Here is a 19,955-nt window from a genome sequence, read left to right as displayed (position 1 = left end):
CATGCTCCTTGTTTGAGTAGTGGAAGCGTTGCAGGTCTACAGTGTCAATGGCTTAAAGGCCTTGCCGTCCCCTGCGAAGAACCGGGAGAAGCCTTCGTAGTATTCCAGTCTCAAAACCTGGATGGTTACAATCAGACCTTCCAGGATGAGAATGAACAGATTGCCCAGTATCACGGTGATCCAGTAACCGGTCTCCTCCATCATTCCCGCCAGGGTAAATACCGCGACAGAGAGGGCCACATGGTTGAGACTGAATGCCGCGACACGCAGGAAAGAGAGGGTATTCGAGGCGTAGCCGGTAACGGTTTCAAAGGTCTCGATGGCGGCGACCAGAATCCGTTCTCCCGGGGAGGCGTCCGTTTCCATCAGCTTGTAGGCGAAGAGAGCCAGTAGAGTGGATAGACTCACGATAGCCGCTCCCACGCCGAAGGCGCCATCCTGATAGACATTGAAGCTGCCCCACAGGAGCCCAATATAGAGTAACAGGCTGAGTATGCCGTTATCACCAAACAGCGCGCCGCTGGGATCGTTCTGCTGCAGATGGTTGATGATATTGATCAGGGTGATGAGTATCAGAAAACCCACGCCCCAAATGAGCGCCATGGTGAGCATGTAGAGTGGGTCCGACATGGGCGCAATCCAGATAGCTTGGATCACATGTTCATAGCCGAAGATACTGCCGTAAAGCAGGCCGAACACCATGGAAGAGATGCCTGCGGCGACCGCAAACAGGGTAAATGAGCCGAGTTTGCGCCGGGCCAGGATGCCGATGAGCAAGATCATCGCGCCGTGTCCCACGTCGCCGAACATCATGCCGAACATCAGGATATAGCTGATAGCGAACAGCAGCGTGGGGTTGACCTCCCCATAGCGGGGTATACCGTATTGTTTGACCAGTATAGAGAAGGGCTTGAGCAGACGGTTGCGGCTGATGAACGATGGCACGATCGGCCGTTCGTCCGCAGTGGGGTTGCGGCTTTCGAGGACAAAGGGGTTGTGCAACTTCTGCCGCAATCTCGTTTCGGCTTTCGCTACCTCCCGCGCCGGTATCCAGCCCTGTATCGCAGAGAGGCTGCCCTGATTTCTTGCGGCATTTTGAACCTGGAAGTAGGGAGCTGCCTGGCGCAGGGTCTGGGCGGCTTTTGAGAGATGTCGCGCGATTGAAGTACTCCAGGCAGCGCTGCGTGACTCCAATTGTTGTTGCCGTTGCAGCAGATCCGTCTGTTGCTCCTGCAGGCTCGCTTTTGCCTTCTCCGGTTCGCTGTGGAGGGCTTCCGGCACCTGCAGTGGCCGGAAACCGGCGGTGTCCAACACTGACTTCAGTTCTGCGGACTCACCACCCAGTGCACCGATGATAATCACGTGGGTTCGCGCCTCACGTTCAAGGAAACGGTAAAGCAGATAGCCCGCCAGCCCCACGGCCTCTTCCAATTGCTTGACTTGGGTGCGCGCAACCATGCCGATGTGGATCTCGAGAAAACGGCTCTTCTGTTGCAGCCGTCCCAGATCGATATTCAGGTTACTGAAATTATCCAGGGTCTGCTCGAGTTCATCGATGGCGTGGAGTTGGTCTCGCAGGCGGTGCCGCTCCTCTTCAAATTCAGAACAGTCACTCCAAACCTCACCCAGCCAGTCGTTGGTCAGCTGCAAATCCGCCTCACTGACAGCGTGGACTTCCTTGTTATCCAGTGTGTCCGTGTAGGCGACGTGACGGGCGATCTTGTCAAATCTTGAGCGGGCCTGGGCGTAGAAATGGCGGTAATCCTCCCCTGGAATCGAAGGCAGCTCCGCTTCCAGAATTGGACGGGGGTCCGGTGCAAACACCCCCAGTTCCGCAAGAAGCAGTGAAGCTTCCGGAAGATCCTCGGTAAGCAGTTGGATCCGCAGATGTTTCATCGGCAGAGTGCTAAACATGATAGGGATCACTCTGACGTTGTTTCATGCAGCTTCCTGGAACGCGGGGGGCATGAGTGCCTCATGAACCAGTTCACTATCCAAACCGAGCAGTTTCCCCTGCAGCAGAGCGTTAAGGCGTTTCAGGTCGGTATCCCGGGCAACGAGATAGGCAAGTGCACGGGTGGCCGGTGATGGACTGAAGCGGATCAGGCGCCGCATTTCACCACTGAGATAGAAGTCCAGGCGCTGTCTTGCCTGCATTGCATTTGTGGTGCCGCTGACTATTCGACTCAGCTTTGGTGGCAGTTTTTCGAGTACGGACTGGAAACTGTCGAGATTGACAAGCTCCATCAACCGGTTGCGATCGAGATATTTTCCGAATGGAACGAGCAGATAGTAGGTCTCACCGGAGGAGAGCTGGTACATGAAACGGTAGCGCAATACCCAAAGCAGATTCTGCCGGTCGGTGAGCATGCCGATCAGCTCTTTCAGTCCCTCCCGGTCAATCTGGCTATTGCTGTTGCTGTATTTCACCATGCCCTGGAAGTAACTGCGGTCGATGGCGGCATCCAGGGAGAAGGGTTCATTCTTCTCCTCATAGACCTGCCTTGCCTGACGGGCTATCGATTGATAGGGCCCATGTTCGAGCAGGTGTAGCATCTCCAGTATGTTCTCCGCCTGCAGCAGTTTTTCATGGGGAAGCCGGATGATGTCCGGCAGATGGTGTAGATAGCCACTGACCTCTTCAAGACTGAGTTCATTCAGCTTGCAGCGGATCAGGGTCTTTAGGTTGAAAAGGGCGAATTTGCGGGACCAGTAGACCAGCAGTACCCGGGAAGTGCCGTCCAAAGGACGCAGGAGTACCGAGAGGTCTGACATCAGGGAGTGAAGCAGTGACTGTTCCAGTGCATGATTCAGTTGTTGGGGTGCGAGGTGGGATTCAATGATTCCAGTCAGGCCAAATGTGCCACTCAGCTCTTCCAGAGGCATGTCCAACAGTTCAAGAATTCGGTCGTCTGTGAATAGCTGCGTGGCGAAGATATTGACCCGGGTTTTGAGATAGGTTTGGGATGCGCTGCTGTTCATTGTTTGATCAGTCGTCAGCAGCCGGATCCGTCAATAGCTGGAATGCGGCATCCAGCGCATCATCCTCCCTTGTCTCGGCATACTCTCTTAGTTGAGTGTGGTGCTCGTCGAAACGCCGTTTTAGCTCGGCGATCGTCTGGTCGGACCGGCTATTGGCTTTGTCGAGAAATGATGCATGCAGTTCAGGAATCCGGGTTTCAAACCGAGTCTCCTGCGCACGGACTTCCTGCAGTGCATCGTGGATGATCCGCTCCCGTTCCTCGTTGGCTTGCTGGTGGAGCTGCTCTGCCTGCATCTCGGCGTCGAGCAGTCGCTGTAGATTTTCGTCCATTGCCTTCGGCAGTTCTTGTTAGGTTTACCCAAGTGTAGCCAAATATAGAGCACTTGTGATTGCATTGATCAAACTGCGTTGAGCCAGATCATTATTTAGTCTCTTTAGGTTTGGTTTTCCGTAGCTTGCTGCGAAGAGTGAGTAGGGACGGCACCCCGTCGCTCCTACAATTCAACACCCCGTCTTCTATAGGGTTGTTTAATGGTCAGCACAGTCAGTGCAGAAGATTGTGGAGAATAAGTTCAGGCTGCGGAATCGGGCTGCGGCTCAGGGCGGTGCCGATGATGTAGAAGTAACAGGTTAATGCCAGCAGGCCGGCCCAAGTGCGGATCCGTCGGCTGCGTCCCCGCTTGAGCGCGATGCTGCCGATGATGATATAGGCCAGCAGCGCGACCAACTTCGCGGTGAGCCAGCCGGTCACCAATGGATATTGCTGGATCATCAGAGCCATGGCCAGTCCACTGAAGAGCAGGAGAGTGTCGTTGACATGCGGGACGACTCTGATCCAGCCCCCTTTCTCCTGCAGCGTATTCGATAACATCCAGAGATAGCGTTGCACAAACATCATGCCTGTAATAACGACCGTCGTGACGTGAAGGTATTTGATCCAGGGGTAGAGTTCTGTCATCTCGGGGGGAGTCGTTTGCTTGGTCCGATAAATAAGTCAGACTGAAGTATGCAGTTCAAAGTCGCATTGCTTAATGTCAATCTTCAGGGGGCTGAAAGGTGTTTTATCTCCGTTATGTTTACCTGGTTATTTTCAACCGTCCAGCTTACATTGAAGTCGTAGAGAGTCATGCCGAATTTTCGCTCGGCGCTGTCCGCTCTGAGATAGGCTGGGCGTGGGTCGTTTTCGAATATCTGCCGTAGCAGTCTGCGGATATGATCGGCCTGCTTTGCCGCTACATTTTCCAGCCAGGCTTCAGCCTGGTTTGAGTAGGACAGTGCGATTGATTGGCCCGGCGGCCCCGGTGCATAACCGGAATGTGCGTCAGGTATGGCGTCGGTGTAAGGGAGGTAGGGTTTGATGTCGAGTACCGGCGTGCCGTCCAGCAGGTCAATGCCGCTCAAGTGCAGTTCGACGCCTTTATCATTGCATTTGACCTCGTTGAGTCGAACCACCGAAAGACCGATGGGGTTGGGCCGAAACGGGCTGCGTGAGGCGAATACCCCGACTCGCTGATTTCCGCCGAGCCGTGGTGGACGTACCATGGGCTTCCACTGCTCCCTTAGCGCCGCGTGGAAGACGAAGTTGATCCAGATATGGGAGTAGCCCTCAAGCGCTTTGAAGGCTTCCGGCCGGTTGAAAGGCGGAACTATCTCCAGCGTGGCCAGGGCCTCGGGAATCAATCCCGGTTGGCGGGGGATGCCGAATTTCTCTTTGAAACAGGAGTGTATGATGCCAATGGGCGTGAATTCATACTTCATTTGGTTGGATGAAATCATCTAAATTATTTTTTGCTGAAATCCACGACCTTCTTCAGTGGACTGAGATTGATTTCATCGAACACAGTACCAGGATGGGCCTGAATGATCATGACAACGGCCTCTGCGATGTCCTCGGGGCGGATGTGATTTTCCGGGGCCTGGCCTGGGGCAAAATCCAGATCCTGGAAAAAACCGGTTTTCACCATGCCGGGATTGATCAGACTGACCCGCATCCCGCCCGCTGCGCACTCCTGCCGCAGCGATTGGGTCAGACCCCGCAGTGCGAATTTACATGCGGAGTAGACTGCGCCTTTGGGACCGCCGCTCAAGGCAGCTTCGGAACCGAGGACGATCAGGTCGCCAAAACCCTGTTTCTTGATCCTTGGAATGAATGCCCGCGCAACGAAGATGTGTTGGATCAGATTTACCTCCACCATCTCCTGAATCTGCCGGTAGGAGAACTCTTCCAAAGAACCGAAGCGTCCGTAACCGGCATTCAATATCAGTCCGTCGATATCAGGATGGGCACGGGCAATCTCTCCGAGGCGGTGCGGCAGTCCCTCAAGATCGGCAAGGTCGAGTTCGACCGGTGTGAAATTCTTCGGTACCGTCTCCCACTCGGAAAAATCCCGGCCAACGCCAATCACCTCTGTATCGGTGGCCAGCAGACGCCGGGCAATCGTCGCCCCAATGCCGCGGCTGGCACCGGTTATAAGAATTGTGCGTGATTCTGTCACTGGGTTCCCCTTGTGGACGAACTTGCCGGTTGGTTATCGAAAATAGTGGAGTAGGTCGGTTCAAGTGTGGCGGAACCGGCAACATCCATTGAGATATATCAAGCCTGGATTGCCTGATCCGCTACGCTTGATCGTGCCTACGCCTTGAATAGTTACAATTCGACTATTTAACCGGGCCGGAAAGAAGCTGTTCAATAGTATCTATCTTCGCCTGAATTAAGGCGGAGACCATCTTCCCGCTGATTCGGCGATGTGAGTTGGTTTGATTGTCGGAGATTATTTTTATTATCCGTATCTGTTCCAACCCGGTAAACTGGATGACGGCACTGCAAAATCCAGCCGCTTCCATATCATAGGCGGCAGAACCCGGATAGTCATCCACTGCGGTTTCCACTGTCATCAGATTGCAGCCGGGGATCGTTGCAACGGGTTGGATGGGTAATACCCAGGTCTTTTTTGTTTTTTGGTCTGTTACCTGGTTGATTGTCAGAAGGGCGCCGAGTGGCAGGTCTGCATGACCGGCGATGCCCAAATTGTACCAGTAGGGATTGGGGTGGCGATTCAGATTATGTAACAGGTTTACGCTTTGGTGAACGGCCTTTTCTCCTGCCCCAGAGACTACCAGCGCCAGATCCCGGCCAGTGTAAACTGGAGGCCTGGTGACGGGTTGCAGACGCTCAAGTTTAAACGTACGGATCAAGGGTTTGGCCTCCGGCGGCAGGGCAATCACGATGTTACGGCCGGCAGAGATCATGGCTGGCAGGTGTACTGCGAACGATAACGTGTCTGTAACTCACGGTAGAAGTCAGCCCTTGCCTGTTTGCCTCGTTTCTCGGCGCCTTTGGCCATTATTTCCGCCTTTTTTAGCAGCATCTCTATCGCGGCGCAGCGATCGTTCTCCTGCAACCTTTTGTCCTGAATGATCTTTTCCAGTGCCTGAATACGAAAACGGTCCATGCCCCAATGTTTGTGCGACAGTTGATCGGCGTGTCCGCCATATTTGGTGATGAGCGGCTCCGGCAGAAACAGTACCGGCTCGGTGGCACAGATACGCAGCCAGAGGTCGTAATCCTCGCAGGCTGGAAGTCTCTCGTCGAACAGCCCCACGCTATCGAACAGAGACCTGTGCAGAATGACGGAGGAGGGGGAAATGGCACAGAGCGGCAGACAGCGATCGAAGATGAAACCGCCACTCTTGGCGTGTTTGTGCATTGCATTGACTCTGACTCCGTTCCTGATCCATATCTCCTCTGTGTGGCAGATAAGGTGGCCTGGTTTGGCCTTCAGTGCGTCAGATTGCAACTGGAGTTTCTGCGGCAGCCAGGCATCATCTGAATCGAGCAGTGCGATCCATTCCCCTTGCGCCTCGCGAATTCCCCGGTTGCGTGCGCTGCTGACGCCCTGGTTGGACTGGTGGAGGTAACGGCATTGCGGGTAGCGACGGTTGATCAGTTCGGCTGTTTTATCGGTAGAGCCGTCATCGACCACAATCACTTCATCGGGTGCAAGATGCTGGGAGAGGACTGAATCCAGCGCCCTTGGTAGCGTGCCAACACGGTTGTAGGTGGGAATAATGACGGAAATCTGCATTTCCGGAGCATACCTTTTTCTGCTCCCTGGCGGGAGAGTTCAATCTCTTTTGGCCTAATCCTCCGCCGCGATTACTGCGTGGAAGGAGAGTGTGATTCCAGTGTGCTGAGGGCTTTTTCGAAGTCGAATGCGTCGACATGTTTTTTCAGTTCGAGCGCAGTACTCACCATCTCGGTGCCACGAACCATTTCATGCAGTTGCTCGACCAGTTGCAGTGCTTGCAGATCGCCGTTGATCAGTAGTGGTTTCATACTGGAAAGTAGTGTCTGAAGGGTCTGTTGATCCAATGTGCTGACTGGTCGGCTGGTTGTGGATTCAGGCGGTTTGTCCAGTGATTTAAGGCCGTCAAGTACCTGATAGAGCTGGTCAGTGACCCGGTTGTGGATTTCTGTCAGATCTTCCATATCTTCCTTCAGCTGTTTTTCCAGGCTGGCCGCTGCAGTGGAGAGATCCATGGCACCGATCGTAGCGGCAACGCCTTTCAGCGCGTGTGCGAGGTGGAGGGCCTCTTCCCTGTTGTTCTCCAGAATTGCAATGCTGATGCGACCGTTCCAGTGCTCATAATCAGCGCGGAATCGCAGTAACAGATCCCGGAACAGAGCCTGGTTTCCTCGCATCCTTTTCAGACCTGCTTCGATGTCGATGCCGGGCAGATGTTCAGGCAGAAGAATCGCTGACGATGTGTATTCGTCACTGAAGACGCGGCCTGTCTGGCCTGAGTGGATCCACTTGATCAGCATCGCATAGAGCGCATCGGGTTCAATCGGCTTCGGCAGATAATCATCCATGCCGGCCGCGAGACTCTCTTCCCGGTCGCCGGACATGGCATTTGCAGTCAGGGCGATGATCGGGATTTCGTCGTAGGTGGCATCCTGGCGGATGATGCGGCTTGCTTCGTAACCATCGATATCCGGCATCTGTACATCCATAAGCACCAAGTCAAAGCGAGTCTTTGCCAATGCTTCAATGGCGGCACGTCCATCTTCCGCTATCTTGACTTTAAGTCCGTAATGTTCCAGCAGTGCTTTGGTAACTTGCTGATTAACAGGGTTGTCTTCTGCAACTAATATATGGGCTCCCAGGATGCCCTGGATATTTTCCACATCCCTGCCGCTGACGGACGTGGCTTCGTGCTTTATGCGCAGGGTGGGGCGCCCCAATGCCTTCAGTACGGCATTGAGAAACGCCGTCGGTATGATGGGTTTGGTCAGTAGGGTTGTGTTACGGGTTTCAGTTTGGAGGATGGCCTGATCATTGTTGTATTTACTCATCAGTATAATGCGAGGTTTGGGGTCGATCAGTGGATCACTCTGTATTGTCCTCAGCAGTTGCAGGCCATCCATGCCGGGCATGGACCAATCGATAAGTGTGAGTTGATAGGGCCGGGTAGGCTCCTCACGGCAGCAGCGCTGCAGTTCTTCTATACAGGTTTCGCCGCGCGCTTTTCCGATGGCATTGGCGCCGTGGAAGCGTAATGTCTTCAATATTGTATCCCGTGACTTCACGAGATCATCCACGACCATTGTGCGAACCCCATGCAGTTGTAGATTTTTCGGGGATTTCCGTTTGGGATCAATCTGCAGAGGCAGGGTGAAATAGAAGTTGCTGCCCTCTCCCTCTGTGCTCTCGACACCAATTTCACCCTCCATTATGCTGATGAGGCTTTTACTGATCGCCAGTCCCAAGCCGGTTCCCCCAAACTTCCGGGTAGTGGATGAATCGGCCTGTGAAAAGGAGTCGAACAGCACGGCGAGTTTATCTTTGGAGAGTCCAATGCCGGTATCATTGACATCGAACCGCAGTTGGATTTTCCCCTGTTGTGACTCTTCGGCGCTAACCGAGATGACAATCTCGCCCTGTTCCGTGAATTTGACGGCGTTGCTGGCAAGATTGGTGAGCACCTGTCCCAATCGCAATGGATCACCGATATATCTGTCCGGCAGATCGGGGGCAACTGAGTAGACTACTTCCAGAGATTTTTTCTCTGCACTAAAACAGAAGATGGTGCAAACCTGCTCCAATAGTTCACTCAGGGAAAAAGCCACGGTCTCCAGAGTCATCTCGCCGGCCTCGATCTTGGAGAAATCGAGGATGTCGTTGATTATGCTGAGCAGGGTTTTGGCGGATGATTGAATCTTGCTCAGATATTCATGCTGACGCTGGTCAGTTTTCCCCTCGATTGCCAGATGACTCAGCCCGATGATTGCGTTCATCGGGGTGCGGATTTCATGGCTCATATTGGCAAGAAATTCGCTCTTTGCCTGATTGGCGGATTCGGCTCGATGAATAGCGTCCTTGAGCTGCTCCTGGAATATTCTGCGCTCTGTGATATCTGTGCAGATGCTGATGTACTGGAAGGGTTCTCCCTGGTTGTCCAGGAAAGGGACAATGGTTGCATCGAGCCAGTAAAGGGTCCCCGTTTTGTTTCTGTTGGCAAATTCACCCTTCCATGTATGTCCATGGCGGATGGTGGACCAAATCTTTTTGATGATGGCAGCTGACCGATCAGTTTGATTAAACTGAGGGTGTTTTTTGCCGATTAATTCGTATCGTTGGTAACCACTGACGCGGCAGAATCCTTCGTTGGCGTAGGTGACCTTGCCGTTGGTATCGGTGATGCTGACGATAGCGTGTTGGTCGATAGCGGATTTTTGCCTTTCGAGTTCACTGAGTGTGCGTTCGAGTTTGCTTTGCACCTGCTGCCGTTCTTTGACCAGGTCGCTCATCAGCAGAGAGAGTTTTTCGAGACTTGTCTCATCGTCAGACAGCTCGGGGAGATGGGTGGATCTGAGCAGCTCGTTGGCCGTGCGGCGCAGGGACTCTATTATGGCGTGTTGCCGCCGTTCCTTACGACGCAACTTCTCGTTGGCCTGAAGGATCTCCCCGTTGCTGATCTCCAGGCTTTGGTCGCGCAGTATGATATCGGCTTCGTGCTGTTGATAGGTATTATCTATCTGGCCGAGCAGGCGATCGAGACCCTCCAGAAGATTGCGGCTCTCCTCCTGCAGTCCGTCGGAATTTGCAAGTTGCCTGAGTTCCAGCAGCGCAGCAGCCAACTTCGGCTCATCAGAGATACCGAAAAGCCGTTTTAACTGGCGTGTCAGAAGCGGGTGCATAGACTCAGGGTTTGTCGATGGTACTGACGCATAGAGTCAGGTGAATCCAAAGACTCGATGTGGCGCGGTGACAATCCCTGTTTCAGTACGCATTTTTTTCTCCAATATTAACAATGTCATGTGCCGCTCCACCTCTTAGCGGATGATTGTTGGAAATATTGAGGTCTCAGGAAATATTTGGAGCGTGTTTACATTTGTTTGCATTAGTCATTTAATTCTGTGAAGTGGTTCGCGAAAATCAATGGTCTGGAGTGGGCAAAATGAGAAGGGTTACCCAATTGATGACTGAGAGGTCGTGTAAAACTCCACATTCAACAGAAATCGTGGATTTAAACGACTGACTTTGCAGCGGCTACAAACCAAGTGGAGGGGAGCGTGAGTAAACGGAGGTTCGATGTTGAAGCCTTGATGGCGAATTTCATGGAAGGCGACACAGACGCGTTTGAAAGTCTCTATGAGCGGTACAAGGGCAGAATCTATCGGTATGTCGTGCGACATTGCGGTACTGGTGAACAGGGTAGGTTGCTCTACCAAAAGTTCTGGACAGACTTTGTCGAGGCCCGCGCGCTCTCACCCACCCCGAGACATCTCAAGACCAGTCTCTACAGGATATTGCATCGACAAATGCGTAGCTTCTGTCAGGAGAGTGGGGAAGCAACAGCCTATCCAGTTGGAGAGCTGGTTGCTGGGGAAGATGGCGTACAGTGGGGCGTGCTACTGATTGATCTGGTACGTGCGTTGCCATACCGGCAACGGGAGTCTTTTCTCTTTCGATATGAAATAGGGCTGAACTGCGCGGCAATCGCGCTGGTGCTCGGAGAGTCCGGTTTTACCATTGAAGAGCGTATCCGGTCGGCTGAGCAGGAACTCGCAGTGCGATTGGCGGCTGCGGGCTGTGCAGATACGACAAGGGAGGCGCTGAAGTCTTACTACAGCGAAACCCGAAGGGTGAAACCGCCAGTTACCTGGGAGAGGGATATTCTTCAGGTGCTACCCCAGTGGCTGGGAGAGAAGGCGCCACAAGAAGAAAGCAATGAGGCAGGGATGCAGGCCGGTCTGTTGGTCCGCGGATTCAATGCTGCGCTTCGAAGATTGAAATCGGGGTCTGGCGCCCTAAAAAAGGGTCTTCGTCAGAGTGTGGAGCCTGCTGGGGCGAAGATGCCCTTACCTGCAACCAACCAGTAGCTGCCGTCCACCCTCTCTATGCATTTGATGCTCCAATCCTCTATATATGCACTGCTTCACTCCTTAGTGACCGTTTGTCAGAAAATAGGTGTCGTCGGGTGAAATCGAAAAGTGTTTACGAAATCCCCCTGTTTTTTGCGAAATGGGTCGCGAAACCCGGTGGTGTGATGTGAACGAAATGAGAAGGACTGCCCAATGATGCCTGACATGCCATGTAAGACTTTACACACGATAGATGTCATGGCTTGAAGCGACGGAATTTGCCGTTGCTACAGTGCAAGTGGGGGTAAATGTGGGCAAACGAAGATTCGATATTGAAGACTTGATGGCGAATTTCATGGAAGGTGATGCAGGCGCGTTTGAAAGCCTCTATGAGCGCTACAAGGGCAGGATCTATCGGTATGTCGCGCGGCATTGCGGTACTGGTGAGCAGGGCAGGTCACTCTACCGAAAGGTATGGGCGGGTTTTGTCGATGCACGCTCCCGTGCATCCACTCCAAGGCGTCTCAAGACTCAGCTCTACAAGATGTTGCATCGACAACTGCGCAGTTTCTGTCAGAGGAGTGGGGAAACAACGGCCCACCCAATTGGTGATCTGGTCGATGGGAATGATGGCGTGCAGTGGGGAATACTGCTGGTCGATCTGGTGCGCACACTGCCATACCGGCAGCGGGAGTCATTTCTCTATCGGTACGAAATAGGACTGAGCTACTCGGCGATCGCGTTGGTGTTGGGAGAGTCTGGTTTTACCATTGAAGAGCGTATCTACTCTGCAGAACAGGAACTTGCGGTGCGATTGGCGGCCGCGGGCTGTGCAGATACGACAAGGGAGGCGCTGAAGTCTTACTACAGCGAAACCCGAAGGGTAAAGCCGCCCGTCACCTGGGATAGGGATATTCTTCAGGCGTTACCCCAGTGGCTGGAAGAAAAATCGCTGATAGAGAAAAATGATGAGACAGGGACACAGCCCGGCCTGCTGTCGCGAGGAGTCAATGCAGTGGTTTGCGGAATAAGATCGGGAACCGGAGTATTTCGGAGAGGTTTCCGGCAGAGAGCGGCCCCGACTGGCGCGGATACGACCCTGCCTGCGACCAGCCAGTAGTTGCAGTGGCTTGCCTGGTGTTGCCAAAAATGTGACGAGTGCCGCCCGGCTGGTGTAGAATTCCCCGTTTTACCCAGCCGGATGAACCATGCAGGATATCAACCCGATCACCAATAAGATCAACGACCTCAAGGGACGCACCCAGTCCCTGAGGGGGTATCTTTGACTACCCTGAGAAACAGGAGCGTCTGACCGAGGTTCTACGGGAACTCGAAGACCCAGCGATCTGGAACGACCCTGCGAAGGCGCAGGCCCTGGGGCGTGAGCGGGCGACGCTGGAAACCATCGTGCTTACCATCGACGAACTGGAAGGTGGCCTCGGTGATGCCGCCGATCTGCTCGAGATGGCTGTGGAGGAGGAGGACGAAGAGACGGTCTCCTCCGTGGCAGAGGATCTTGAATCTTACGAGCAGCAGATCTCCTCACTGGAGTTCCGGCGCATGTTCTCCGGCGAGATGGACGCTTCCAACGCATTCCTCGATATCCAGGCCGGTTCCGGCGGCACGGAGGCCCAGGACTGGGCCGAAATGTTGCTGCGCATGTATCTGCGTTGGGGTGAGGCGCGGGGCTTCAAGACCGAGTTGATGGAAGTTTCATCCGGGGAAGTGGCGGGGATCAAGTCGGCCACCATCAGGTTCGAAGGCGACCACGCCTTTGGCTGGCTGCGTACCGAGATTGGCGTGCACCGGCTGGTGCGCAAATCCCCCTTCGATTCCGGCAACCGCCGTCATACCTCTTTCGCAGCGGTATTTGTCTCCCCTGAGATCGACGACACCATCGAGGTGGAAATCAATCCGGCAGACCTGCGCATCGACGTCTATAGAGCCAGTGGCGCAGGGGGGCAGCACGTCAACCGCACCGAGTCGGCAGTGCGCATCACCCACAACCCCACGGGTACGGTGGTGCAGTGTCAGAACGACCGTTCCCAGCACAAGAACAAAGATCATGCGATGAAACAGCTGCGGGCCAAGCTCTACGAATTGGAGATCCAGAAGCAGCGCGACACCCAGGCGGCGGTGGAGGAGTCCAAGTCCGATATCGGCTGGGGCAGTCAGATCCGTTCCTACGTGCTCGACCAGTCACGCATCAAGGATCTGCGTACCGGGGTGGAGACGGGCAATACCCAAGCGGTGCTTGACGGTGCGCTCGACCAGTTCATCGAGGCAAGCCTGAAAAGCGGGCTGTAATTTCTAAACCACCAAAGATACAAAAATACGCAGAAAAAACCTTCGTATTCTTTGCGCCTTTGGTGGCTTCATTTATCAGATTTTGAACAGAGTAATATGAACGATCAAGTACAGGACGAAAACAAGCTCATCGCCCAGCGGCGCGATAAGTTGAACCAGCTGCGTGAAGCCGGCAACGCCTTCCCCAATGATTTCCGGCGCGACTGCATGAACGGCGAATTGCATGCGGAGTACGATGAAAAATCGGGTGAGGAGATGGAATCCCTCGGGCTGCGGGTCTCCATTGCAGGACGCATGATGAGCCGCCGGGTAATGGGCAAGGCGAGCTTCGCGCATTTGCAGGATATGTCAGGCCGTATGCAACTCTTCGTCCAGCGGGATTCCCTGGAAGAGGGGGTCTACAACACCCAGTTCAAGAAGTGGGATATCGGCGACATCATTGGCGCGGAAGGCGTGCTGTTTAAAACCCGCACCGGTGAACTGTCGGTCAAGGTGGACAGTGTTCGTCTGCTCACCAAGGCGCTGCGTCCCTTGCCGGAAAAATTTCACGGTCTGTCGAATCAGGAGCAGCGTTACCGTCAAAGGTACGTCGACCTGATCATGAACGAGGCGACACGAGAGACATTCCGTACCCGTACCCAAGTGGTTCAATTTATCCGCAATTATCTGAACAGCAGGCAGTTCATGGAGGTGGAAACTCCCATGATGCAGGTCATCCCCGGCGGCGCAACAGCGCGTCCTTTCACCACCAAACATAATGCGTTGGATATGGATCTGTTCCTGCGTATCGCACCGGAACTCTATCTCAAACGCCTGGTGGTGGGTGGATTTGAGCGGGTTTACGAGATCAATCGCAATTTTCGCAATGAGGGTCTCTCCAGTCGCCATAATCCTGAATTCACCATGCTGGAGTTTTATGAGGCGTATGCAGATTTTAATGATCTGATGAACCTCACTGAGGATATGTTGCGCGCCATGTGTGAAACGGTGTTGGGCAAGACCAAGATCGACTATCAGGGTGAGTCCTACGATTTTGGTGCGCCGTTTCAGCGTATGACCATTAAAGAGTCAATCCTCCGCTTCAATCCTGATATCAGCGAAGCGGAGCTCGATGATCTTGAGAGTGCCCGGGCAATCGCAAAGCGTCTGGAGATTCCCCTGAAAGAGATCTACGGTCTGGGCAAGGTGCAGATTGAAATATTTGAGAAGACGGTTGAGCATCACCTGATGAACCCGACGTTTATCACCGCCTATCCTACAGAGGTTTCCCCCTTGGCCCGTCGCAACGATGAAAACCCTTTCGTTACCGATCGTTTCGAGTTTTTTGTCGGTGGCCGTGAGATCGCCAACGGTTTTTCGGAACTCAATGATGCGGAGGATCAGGCAGAGCGTTTCCGCAAACAGGTTGCGGAGAAGGATGCGGGCGATGATGAAGCGATGCATTTTGATGACGACTATGTGCGCGCTCTCGAACACGGTATGCCCCCGACGGCTGGTGAGGGTATCGGCATCGACCGGTTGGTGATGTTGCTCACCGATTCACCCTCCATCCGCGATGTTCTGTTGTTCCCGCACATGCGGCCAGAGGTGTAATCTCTTTCGATGTGCCCTTCCACGGAAGGCAGAGCCACTCAGTTTCGCCTCACCACTTCGCAATTGGTTTGGCTGATCGGTCATGCTGTCAAAATACCACGGCGAGCTGGGCGGTGATGCTGTCGGTGGCCTCGCCGCTACCCCCTTCGCTGGCGGCGTAATCCTCATCGTAGGCGTACTCGAAGGAGAGGACTGTGTTTTCGTAGATTCCCACAGAGAGGGTCGCGAGATAACGATTCTCCGGCAATGCCAGTGCAAGGGTCTCTCGCGTTCCCTGCCAGGCGATGGCGAAGATCGTCCCTTTTCCGGCTAGCGGGAGGATGTAGTTCGCTTCGATGTTGAGTGCGACCGGTTTGGCGCCAGCGCCGTTAAAAGCCAGATCGGCGCTGTCGAAGGTGCTGGATGCCGCAAGATACTCACCGATGAGGGTGAACGGACCGGTGGTGGCCAGGGCATGAACGCTGTAACCCGATATCTTGCTGGTCAGGTTGATGGGATCAGTGATGATCTCCTGCAAGCTATTCGAGTCGGCCAGATTATTGATCCAGGAGAGGCCGATGTCGTAACCAAAATCCGCCACTTCATCATCCTGTGCCAGTCCCAGGTTGAAACCGTACTGGTCGATGGACTCACTACCGTCCGTTTTTGTCTCTCCATTGAAGATAAAGGCTGAACTGTAGAAACCACCCGAGTGATAACCGGCCTGCAGGGCGGTCCCCCGGATCTCGCCGATCTCCAGGGTGAGGGGATCAGAGACCATCGCGCTCTCGAAGTTACCAAAGGGCAGAGTCATGCGGCCGACGGCAAGGGAGAGGGGAGACGCATCCTGGTTCTGCAGAGTGATGATCCCTTCGTCGATCTCGGGGGAATTGCTCCCACCCTCCTCATAAAGGATCAATACATGGGCGTTGGCCCAGGGTGTGACCTGAGCGTCGATCCCCAGTTCCACCGTGGCCAGGCTGATATCACTATGGCTGCCATCCGGGCCGTCATTGTAGCCCACTTCGACCTCCACCAGGCCGCTTAGGGTAATGTTCTTCGAAAAGTCCGACTCTGTTGGCTTGGAACTATCAACCGTCCTGCGGCTCTTCTCCAGACGCTCGACCTTGTGTTTGAGATTCAGGATCTCCCGCCGCAGTTCGTCCTCATCAGCCAGGGGAGTGGATAGCGGCACGCCGGCACCAATCATCGTCGCCAGGAGACCGGCAATCGTTCTCTCTCTGTTCACTACTTCCTCTCAGGATCAGCAACACGATACTAGCTGGCTGCCAGGATCTGGAGGTCCAGGTTGACTGGCTGAAAATACGCTCTTTCCTGCCGTTCAGACGGCAGAAATTGACTCAGGGTTAGTTGAGATGCGAATGATAATGATTCGCATTCATTGTGTCAACAAGTCATCCGGTAGGAAGGTGTTTTGCAGGTGCGGAGATGTGTTTAATTTGGTGTTTAATTTGGGGTCAGAGTAAAAAATTTTCTCAACAATTTTAACAATTTTTACTCTGACCCCAAATTACGCAAATTTCGCTTTGAAAATACCCGATAGAGGCTGGGTAGGACAAATAGGGTCAGCAGGGTGCTCGATGCCAATCCTCCGACCACCACAGTGGCCAGAGGGCGTTGTACTTCAGAGCCGATACCCGAGGAGAGCAGCATCGGTATCAGGCCTAATGCGGCAATGGCGGCGGTCATCAGTACCGGACGCAGACGGGAGAGGGCGCCTTGGAAGACCGCCTCGGAGACGGGGCCACCGGCCTCGACATTCTGGTTGATGGCATTGACCATCACCACGCCGTTGAGCACCGCCACTCCGAACAGGGCGATAAAACCGATGGAGCCGGGTACCGAGAGATACTGGCCGGTCCAGTAGAGGGCGGCGATGCCGCCGATCAGTGCCAGCGGGACGTTGAGCATGATCAGTAACGCCTGTCCCACGGAGTGGAAAGCGAAGTAGAGCAGCAGGAAAATCAGGCCGAGAGAGAGCGGTACCACGATCATCAACCGCTGTTGCGCCCGCTGCTGGTTTTCGAACTGCCCACCGAAGACTACCGAGTAGCCCACCGGCAGATCGATCTCATCAGCGATACGCCGGCGTAGTTCTGCCACCAGGCCGCCCATGTCGCGCCCCTCCACGTTGGACTGGATCACTACCCGGCGCTGCACATCATCACGGCGGATTTGCGGGGGACCGGACTCGATGACCACATCGGCCACTTCGCCCAACCGCACCCAGGCGCCACCGGGGGCCTGTAGTACCAACCCCTTTAATGTCTCTGTATCCTGGCGGAAGTTTTTTGCCAGGCGCACGGTGATATCGTATCGCTCGTTGCCCTGAATGACCTGACCCGCCTCGGTACCCCCGATGCCGTCGGCCACCAGATCCATCACCTGCGAAACCGGGATGCCGTAACGGGCCAACAGATCCCGCCGGGGACGTATCGTCAGCTGGGCCTCGCCGGCAATCTGTTCCATCTCCACGCCGCGGGTGCCATCGACCTTTCGGGTCAATGCCTCGATGGCTTTGCCTTTTGCAGCCAGTATCTTCAGATCCGGCCCGAACAGTTTGATCGCCAGCTCTGCCTTGACGCCGGAGAGCAACTCGTCCACTCGCGTTGCGATGGGTTGCGAGAAGGTGAGGAGCAGGCCGGGATGCACTGACAGGGTCTCTTCGAACCGTTTCTGCAGTTCGAGACGGTCTTGGGCATTGCTCCACTCTTCCACCGGCTTCAATCCCACATAGATCTCTATGTTGGAGACAGGCTCCGGGTCACCGCCGAGCTCAGGCCGGCCGATGCGGCTGGATGCATAGATCACCTCGGGGAAGGTCATGAGGCGCTCTTCAAGCTTGGCCGCCACACCCAGTGCGGTATCCAGGCTGGCTGAGGGCGCCAGGGTGACCCGGATGTTGATGGTGCCCTCTTCCAGTTCGGGCACGAACTCTGTGCCCAGATGGGGTAGCAGTGTCATGGTGCCGGCGAAAATGCCCAAGGCCGTCAACACCACCAGCCATTTCACTTTTAGGGCGAAACGAAGCGAGTGCCGGTAGAGCCACTCCAGTGGCAGGAAGACCGGACTGTTGCGATGTTTGACAGCCCGACGGAAGGCATAAGTGGCGAGTGCGGGTATGACCACCAGCGCCACCGCAAGGGAGGTCAGCATAGCCAACACGATGGATACGGCCATGGGTTGAAACAGCTTGCCCTCGACACCTTCCAGCGCGAATAGTGGGGCGAAGACCACGATGATGATGATGACCGCATAGAAGACTGGCCTGCCCACCTCGCGGGCGGCCTCCTGAATGCGCAGGGGGATGCCGTGGCGATCCTGGGAGGCGTTATAGGGATCGCTATCGTTGGGGGCGACAGTTTTTTCGACGCTTTCCAGATGTTCCTCGTCCGGGTGGGTGAGGTGTTTGAAGATGTTCTCCATCATCACCACCGAGCCGTCCACCATCATGCCGATGGCGATGGCCAGACCACCCAGTGACATCAGATTGGCTGAGAGTCCCCAGTAGCTCATGACAGTCAGGGCCAGCCCGACCGATAGTGGCACCGAGATCAGCACCAGCAGGGTGGCACGGAAATTGAGCAGGAATAGCAGCAGCACAACCAAGATCAGTACGAAGGCCTCAGTGAGGGCCCGGCTGACAGTCTCCACCGCCTGCTCCACCAGATCGGCCTGGTCATAGAAGGGCTCGATGGTGACGCCTTCAGGCAGTGCCTGCTGGATCGCGGTCAGTCGCTCTTTGACGGCATCGATGGTCGCTTTGGTATTTGCCCCCAATCGTTTGAGCACGATGCCGGCCACCACCTCGCCCAGGGGTTCTGCTTCCCCTTCGGTGTTGCGGCGGGTCATGGTCACCGCGCCCTGGCGAATCTCGCCACCAAATTCCACCTGTGCGATATCCTCCACCCGGACCACTACGCCGTTTTTCTGTTTGAGCGGGATGTTTCTGATGTCTTGCAGACCCTCTTTGCCTGCACGTAGCCAACCCACACCGCGGATCACCAACTGTTCCGCACCACGGTCCATATACCAGCCACCGGCGTTGCGGTTATTGGCTTCGATGGCTGCGGCAATCTCATCGATGCTGATGCCGTAGGCGAGCTGTTTTCTGGGGTCGACCTGTACCTGGTACTGCCGCACCTCACCACCGTAGGAGAGTACATCGGTAATGCCGTCTACCGGCAACAGCAGCAGCTTTACCACCCAGTCGTTGAGGCTGCGCAGGGCGATGGCGCCATGTCTCTGCGGATCGTCGGAGCGCAGGATATATTGATAAATCTGTCCCAGGCCGGAGGTGTTGGGTCCCATCTCCGGCGTGCCGACCCCTGAGGGAATCTGCTCTCTGGCATCCTGCAGCCGCTCAAAGACGAGCTGGCGGGCGAAGTAGATATCGGTGCCCTCTTTGAAGACCACAGTAATGACGGAGAGTCCGGTCTTGGAGATGGAACGGACCTCCTCCACATCGGGCAGGGCGTACATCACCGCTTCGATGGGATAGGTAATGAGTTGCTCCACCTCCTCGGCGGCCAGACCCTGGGCCTCTGTGTTGATCTGCACCTGGACATTGGTGACATCCGGGAAGGCGTCGAGATTGAGTTTTGGAATCAGTGCGGCAGCAGCACCCAATGCGGCCAGCAGAGCGAGCACCACCAGCAGGCGGTTGGCCACCGACCAGTCGATCAGTCTGTTCAACATGGTGTT

Annotated in this window: 15 protein-coding genes; 4 read left to right on the top strand and 11 right to left on the bottom strand. The window is 54.9% G+C overall.

Annotated features, from left to right (window positions below):
* Positions 1 to 36: 36 nt before the first annotated feature.
* From G9Q73_RS16070 to G9Q73_RS16030, 9 genes are all read right to left on the bottom strand, one after another.
* On the bottom strand, positions 37 to 1,914 hold the full coding sequence (locus G9Q73_RS16070) for a V-type ATP synthase subunit I (protein ID WP_177420677.1): 1,878 nt from the start codon (positions 1,912 to 1,914) through the stop codon (positions 37 to 39).
* A gap of 24 nt (positions 1,915 to 1,938) precedes the next feature.
* A complete protein-coding gene (locus tag G9Q73_RS16065) occupies positions 1,939 to 2,982 on the bottom strand; it encodes a V0D/AC39 family V-type ATPase subunit (protein ID WP_177420676.1) in 1,044 nt (347 codons plus the stop codon).
* A 7-nt stretch (positions 2,983 to 2,989) separates the two neighbouring features.
* The gene (locus G9Q73_RS16060) at positions 2,990 to 3,313 is read right to left on the bottom strand and encodes an ATPase (protein ID WP_177420675.1); all 324 of its coding nucleotides are present in this window, start codon (positions 3,311 to 3,313) and stop codon (positions 2,990 to 2,992) included.
* A 214-nt stretch (positions 3,314 to 3,527) separates the two neighbouring features.
* The gene (locus G9Q73_RS16055; RefSeq protein WP_177420674.1) at positions 3,528 to 3,941 is read right to left on the bottom strand and encodes a SirB2 family protein; all 414 of its coding nucleotides are present in this window, start codon (positions 3,939 to 3,941) and stop codon (positions 3,528 to 3,530) included.
* Positions 3,942 to 4,024: 83 nt separating this feature from the next.
* The gene (gene tsaA / locus G9Q73_RS16050) at positions 4,025 to 4,759 is read right to left on the bottom strand and encodes a tRNA (N6-threonylcarbamoyladenosine(37)-N6)-methyltransferase TrmO (protein ID WP_246345318.1); all 735 of its coding nucleotides are present in this window, start codon (positions 4,757 to 4,759) and stop codon (positions 4,025 to 4,027) included.
* 5 nt (positions 4,760 to 4,764) lie between these two features.
* A complete protein-coding gene (locus G9Q73_RS16045) occupies positions 4,765 to 5,478 on the bottom strand; it encodes an SDR family oxidoreductase (RefSeq protein ID WP_177420672.1) in 714 nt (237 codons plus the stop codon).
* Between the two features lie 163 nt (positions 5,479 to 5,641).
* Positions 5,642 to 6,232, bottom strand: coding sequence for a nucleoside phosphorylase-I family protein (locus G9Q73_RS16040; RefSeq protein ID WP_177420671.1), 591 nt, complete (start codon positions 6,230 to 6,232; stop codon positions 5,642 to 5,644).
* The gene (locus G9Q73_RS16035; RefSeq protein WP_177420670.1) at positions 6,229 to 7,068 is read right to left on the bottom strand and encodes a glycosyltransferase family 2 protein; all 840 of its coding nucleotides are present in this window, start codon (positions 7,066 to 7,068) and stop codon (positions 6,229 to 6,231) included. The genes G9Q73_RS16040 and G9Q73_RS16035 overlap by 4 nt, the downstream gene beginning before the upstream one ends.
* A 71-nt stretch (positions 7,069 to 7,139) precedes the next feature.
* Positions 7,140 to 10,184, bottom strand: a complete 3,045-nt coding sequence (locus G9Q73_RS16030) for a hybrid sensor histidine kinase/response regulator (protein ID WP_177420669.1) — start codon at positions 10,182 to 10,184, stop codon at positions 7,140 to 7,142.
* A 375-nt stretch (positions 10,185 to 10,559) separates the two neighbouring features.
* On the opposite strand from G9Q73_RS16030, the gene G9Q73_RS16025 reads away from it, so the two are divergent.
* The 4 genes from G9Q73_RS16025 (at position 10,560) to lysS (ending at position 15,251) form a co-directional block, all read left to right on the top strand.
* The gene (locus G9Q73_RS16025; protein ID WP_177420668.1) at positions 10,560 to 11,369 is read left to right on the top strand and encodes a sigma-70 family RNA polymerase sigma factor; all 810 of its coding nucleotides are present in this window, start codon (positions 10,560 to 10,562) and stop codon (positions 11,367 to 11,369) included.
* 292 nt (positions 11,370 to 11,661) lie between these two features.
* Positions 11,662 to 12,471 carry a sigma-70 family RNA polymerase sigma factor gene (locus G9Q73_RS16020; RefSeq protein WP_177420667.1) on the top strand — a complete coding sequence of 270 codons (810 nt, stop codon included), beginning with the start codon at positions 11,662 to 11,664 and terminating at the stop codon, positions 12,469 to 12,471.
* Between the two features lie 88 nt (positions 12,472 to 12,559).
* Positions 12,560 to 13,658 (top strand): peptide chain release factor 2 gene (gene prfB, locus G9Q73_RS16015; protein WP_177420666.1). Its coding sequence is split into 2 segments (ribosomal slippage): positions 12,560 to 12,634 and positions 12,636 to 13,658, totalling 1,098 coding nucleotides; the frame shifts between segments, so codons are not numbered across the junction.
* Positions 13,659 to 13,754: 96 nt separating this feature from the next.
* Positions 13,755 to 15,251 carry a lysine--tRNA ligase gene (lysS, locus tag G9Q73_RS16010; RefSeq protein WP_177420665.1) on the top strand — a complete coding sequence of 499 codons (1,497 nt, stop codon included), beginning with the start codon at positions 13,755 to 13,757 and terminating at the stop codon, positions 15,249 to 15,251.
* An 88-nt stretch (positions 15,252 to 15,339) separates the two neighbouring features.
* Here the strand turns inward: lysS and G9Q73_RS16005 are convergent, their stop codons facing one another.
* Positions 15,340 to 16,479: an LbtU family siderophore porin gene (locus G9Q73_RS16005; protein WP_177420664.1), complete on the bottom strand. Its 1,140-nt coding sequence runs from the start codon at positions 16,477 to 16,479 to the stop codon at positions 15,340 to 15,342.
* Positions 16,480 to 16,745: 266 nt separating this feature from the next.
* The gene (locus G9Q73_RS16000) at positions 16,746 to 19,949 is read right to left on the bottom strand and encodes an efflux RND transporter permease subunit (protein ID WP_177420663.1); all 3,204 of its coding nucleotides are present in this window, start codon (positions 19,947 to 19,949) and stop codon (positions 16,746 to 16,748) included.
* Positions 19,950 to 19,955 lie beyond the last annotated feature (6 nt).

Origin of the sequence: endosymbiont of Lamellibrachia barhami, from assembly GCF_011947365.2 — a bacterium.
Classification (GTDB): Bacteria; Pseudomonadota; Gammaproteobacteria; order Chromatiales; family Chromatiaceae; genus QGON01.
Note: the sequence above shows the minus strand (reverse complement) of the source record. Positions and strands in the feature narration are given on the sequence as shown.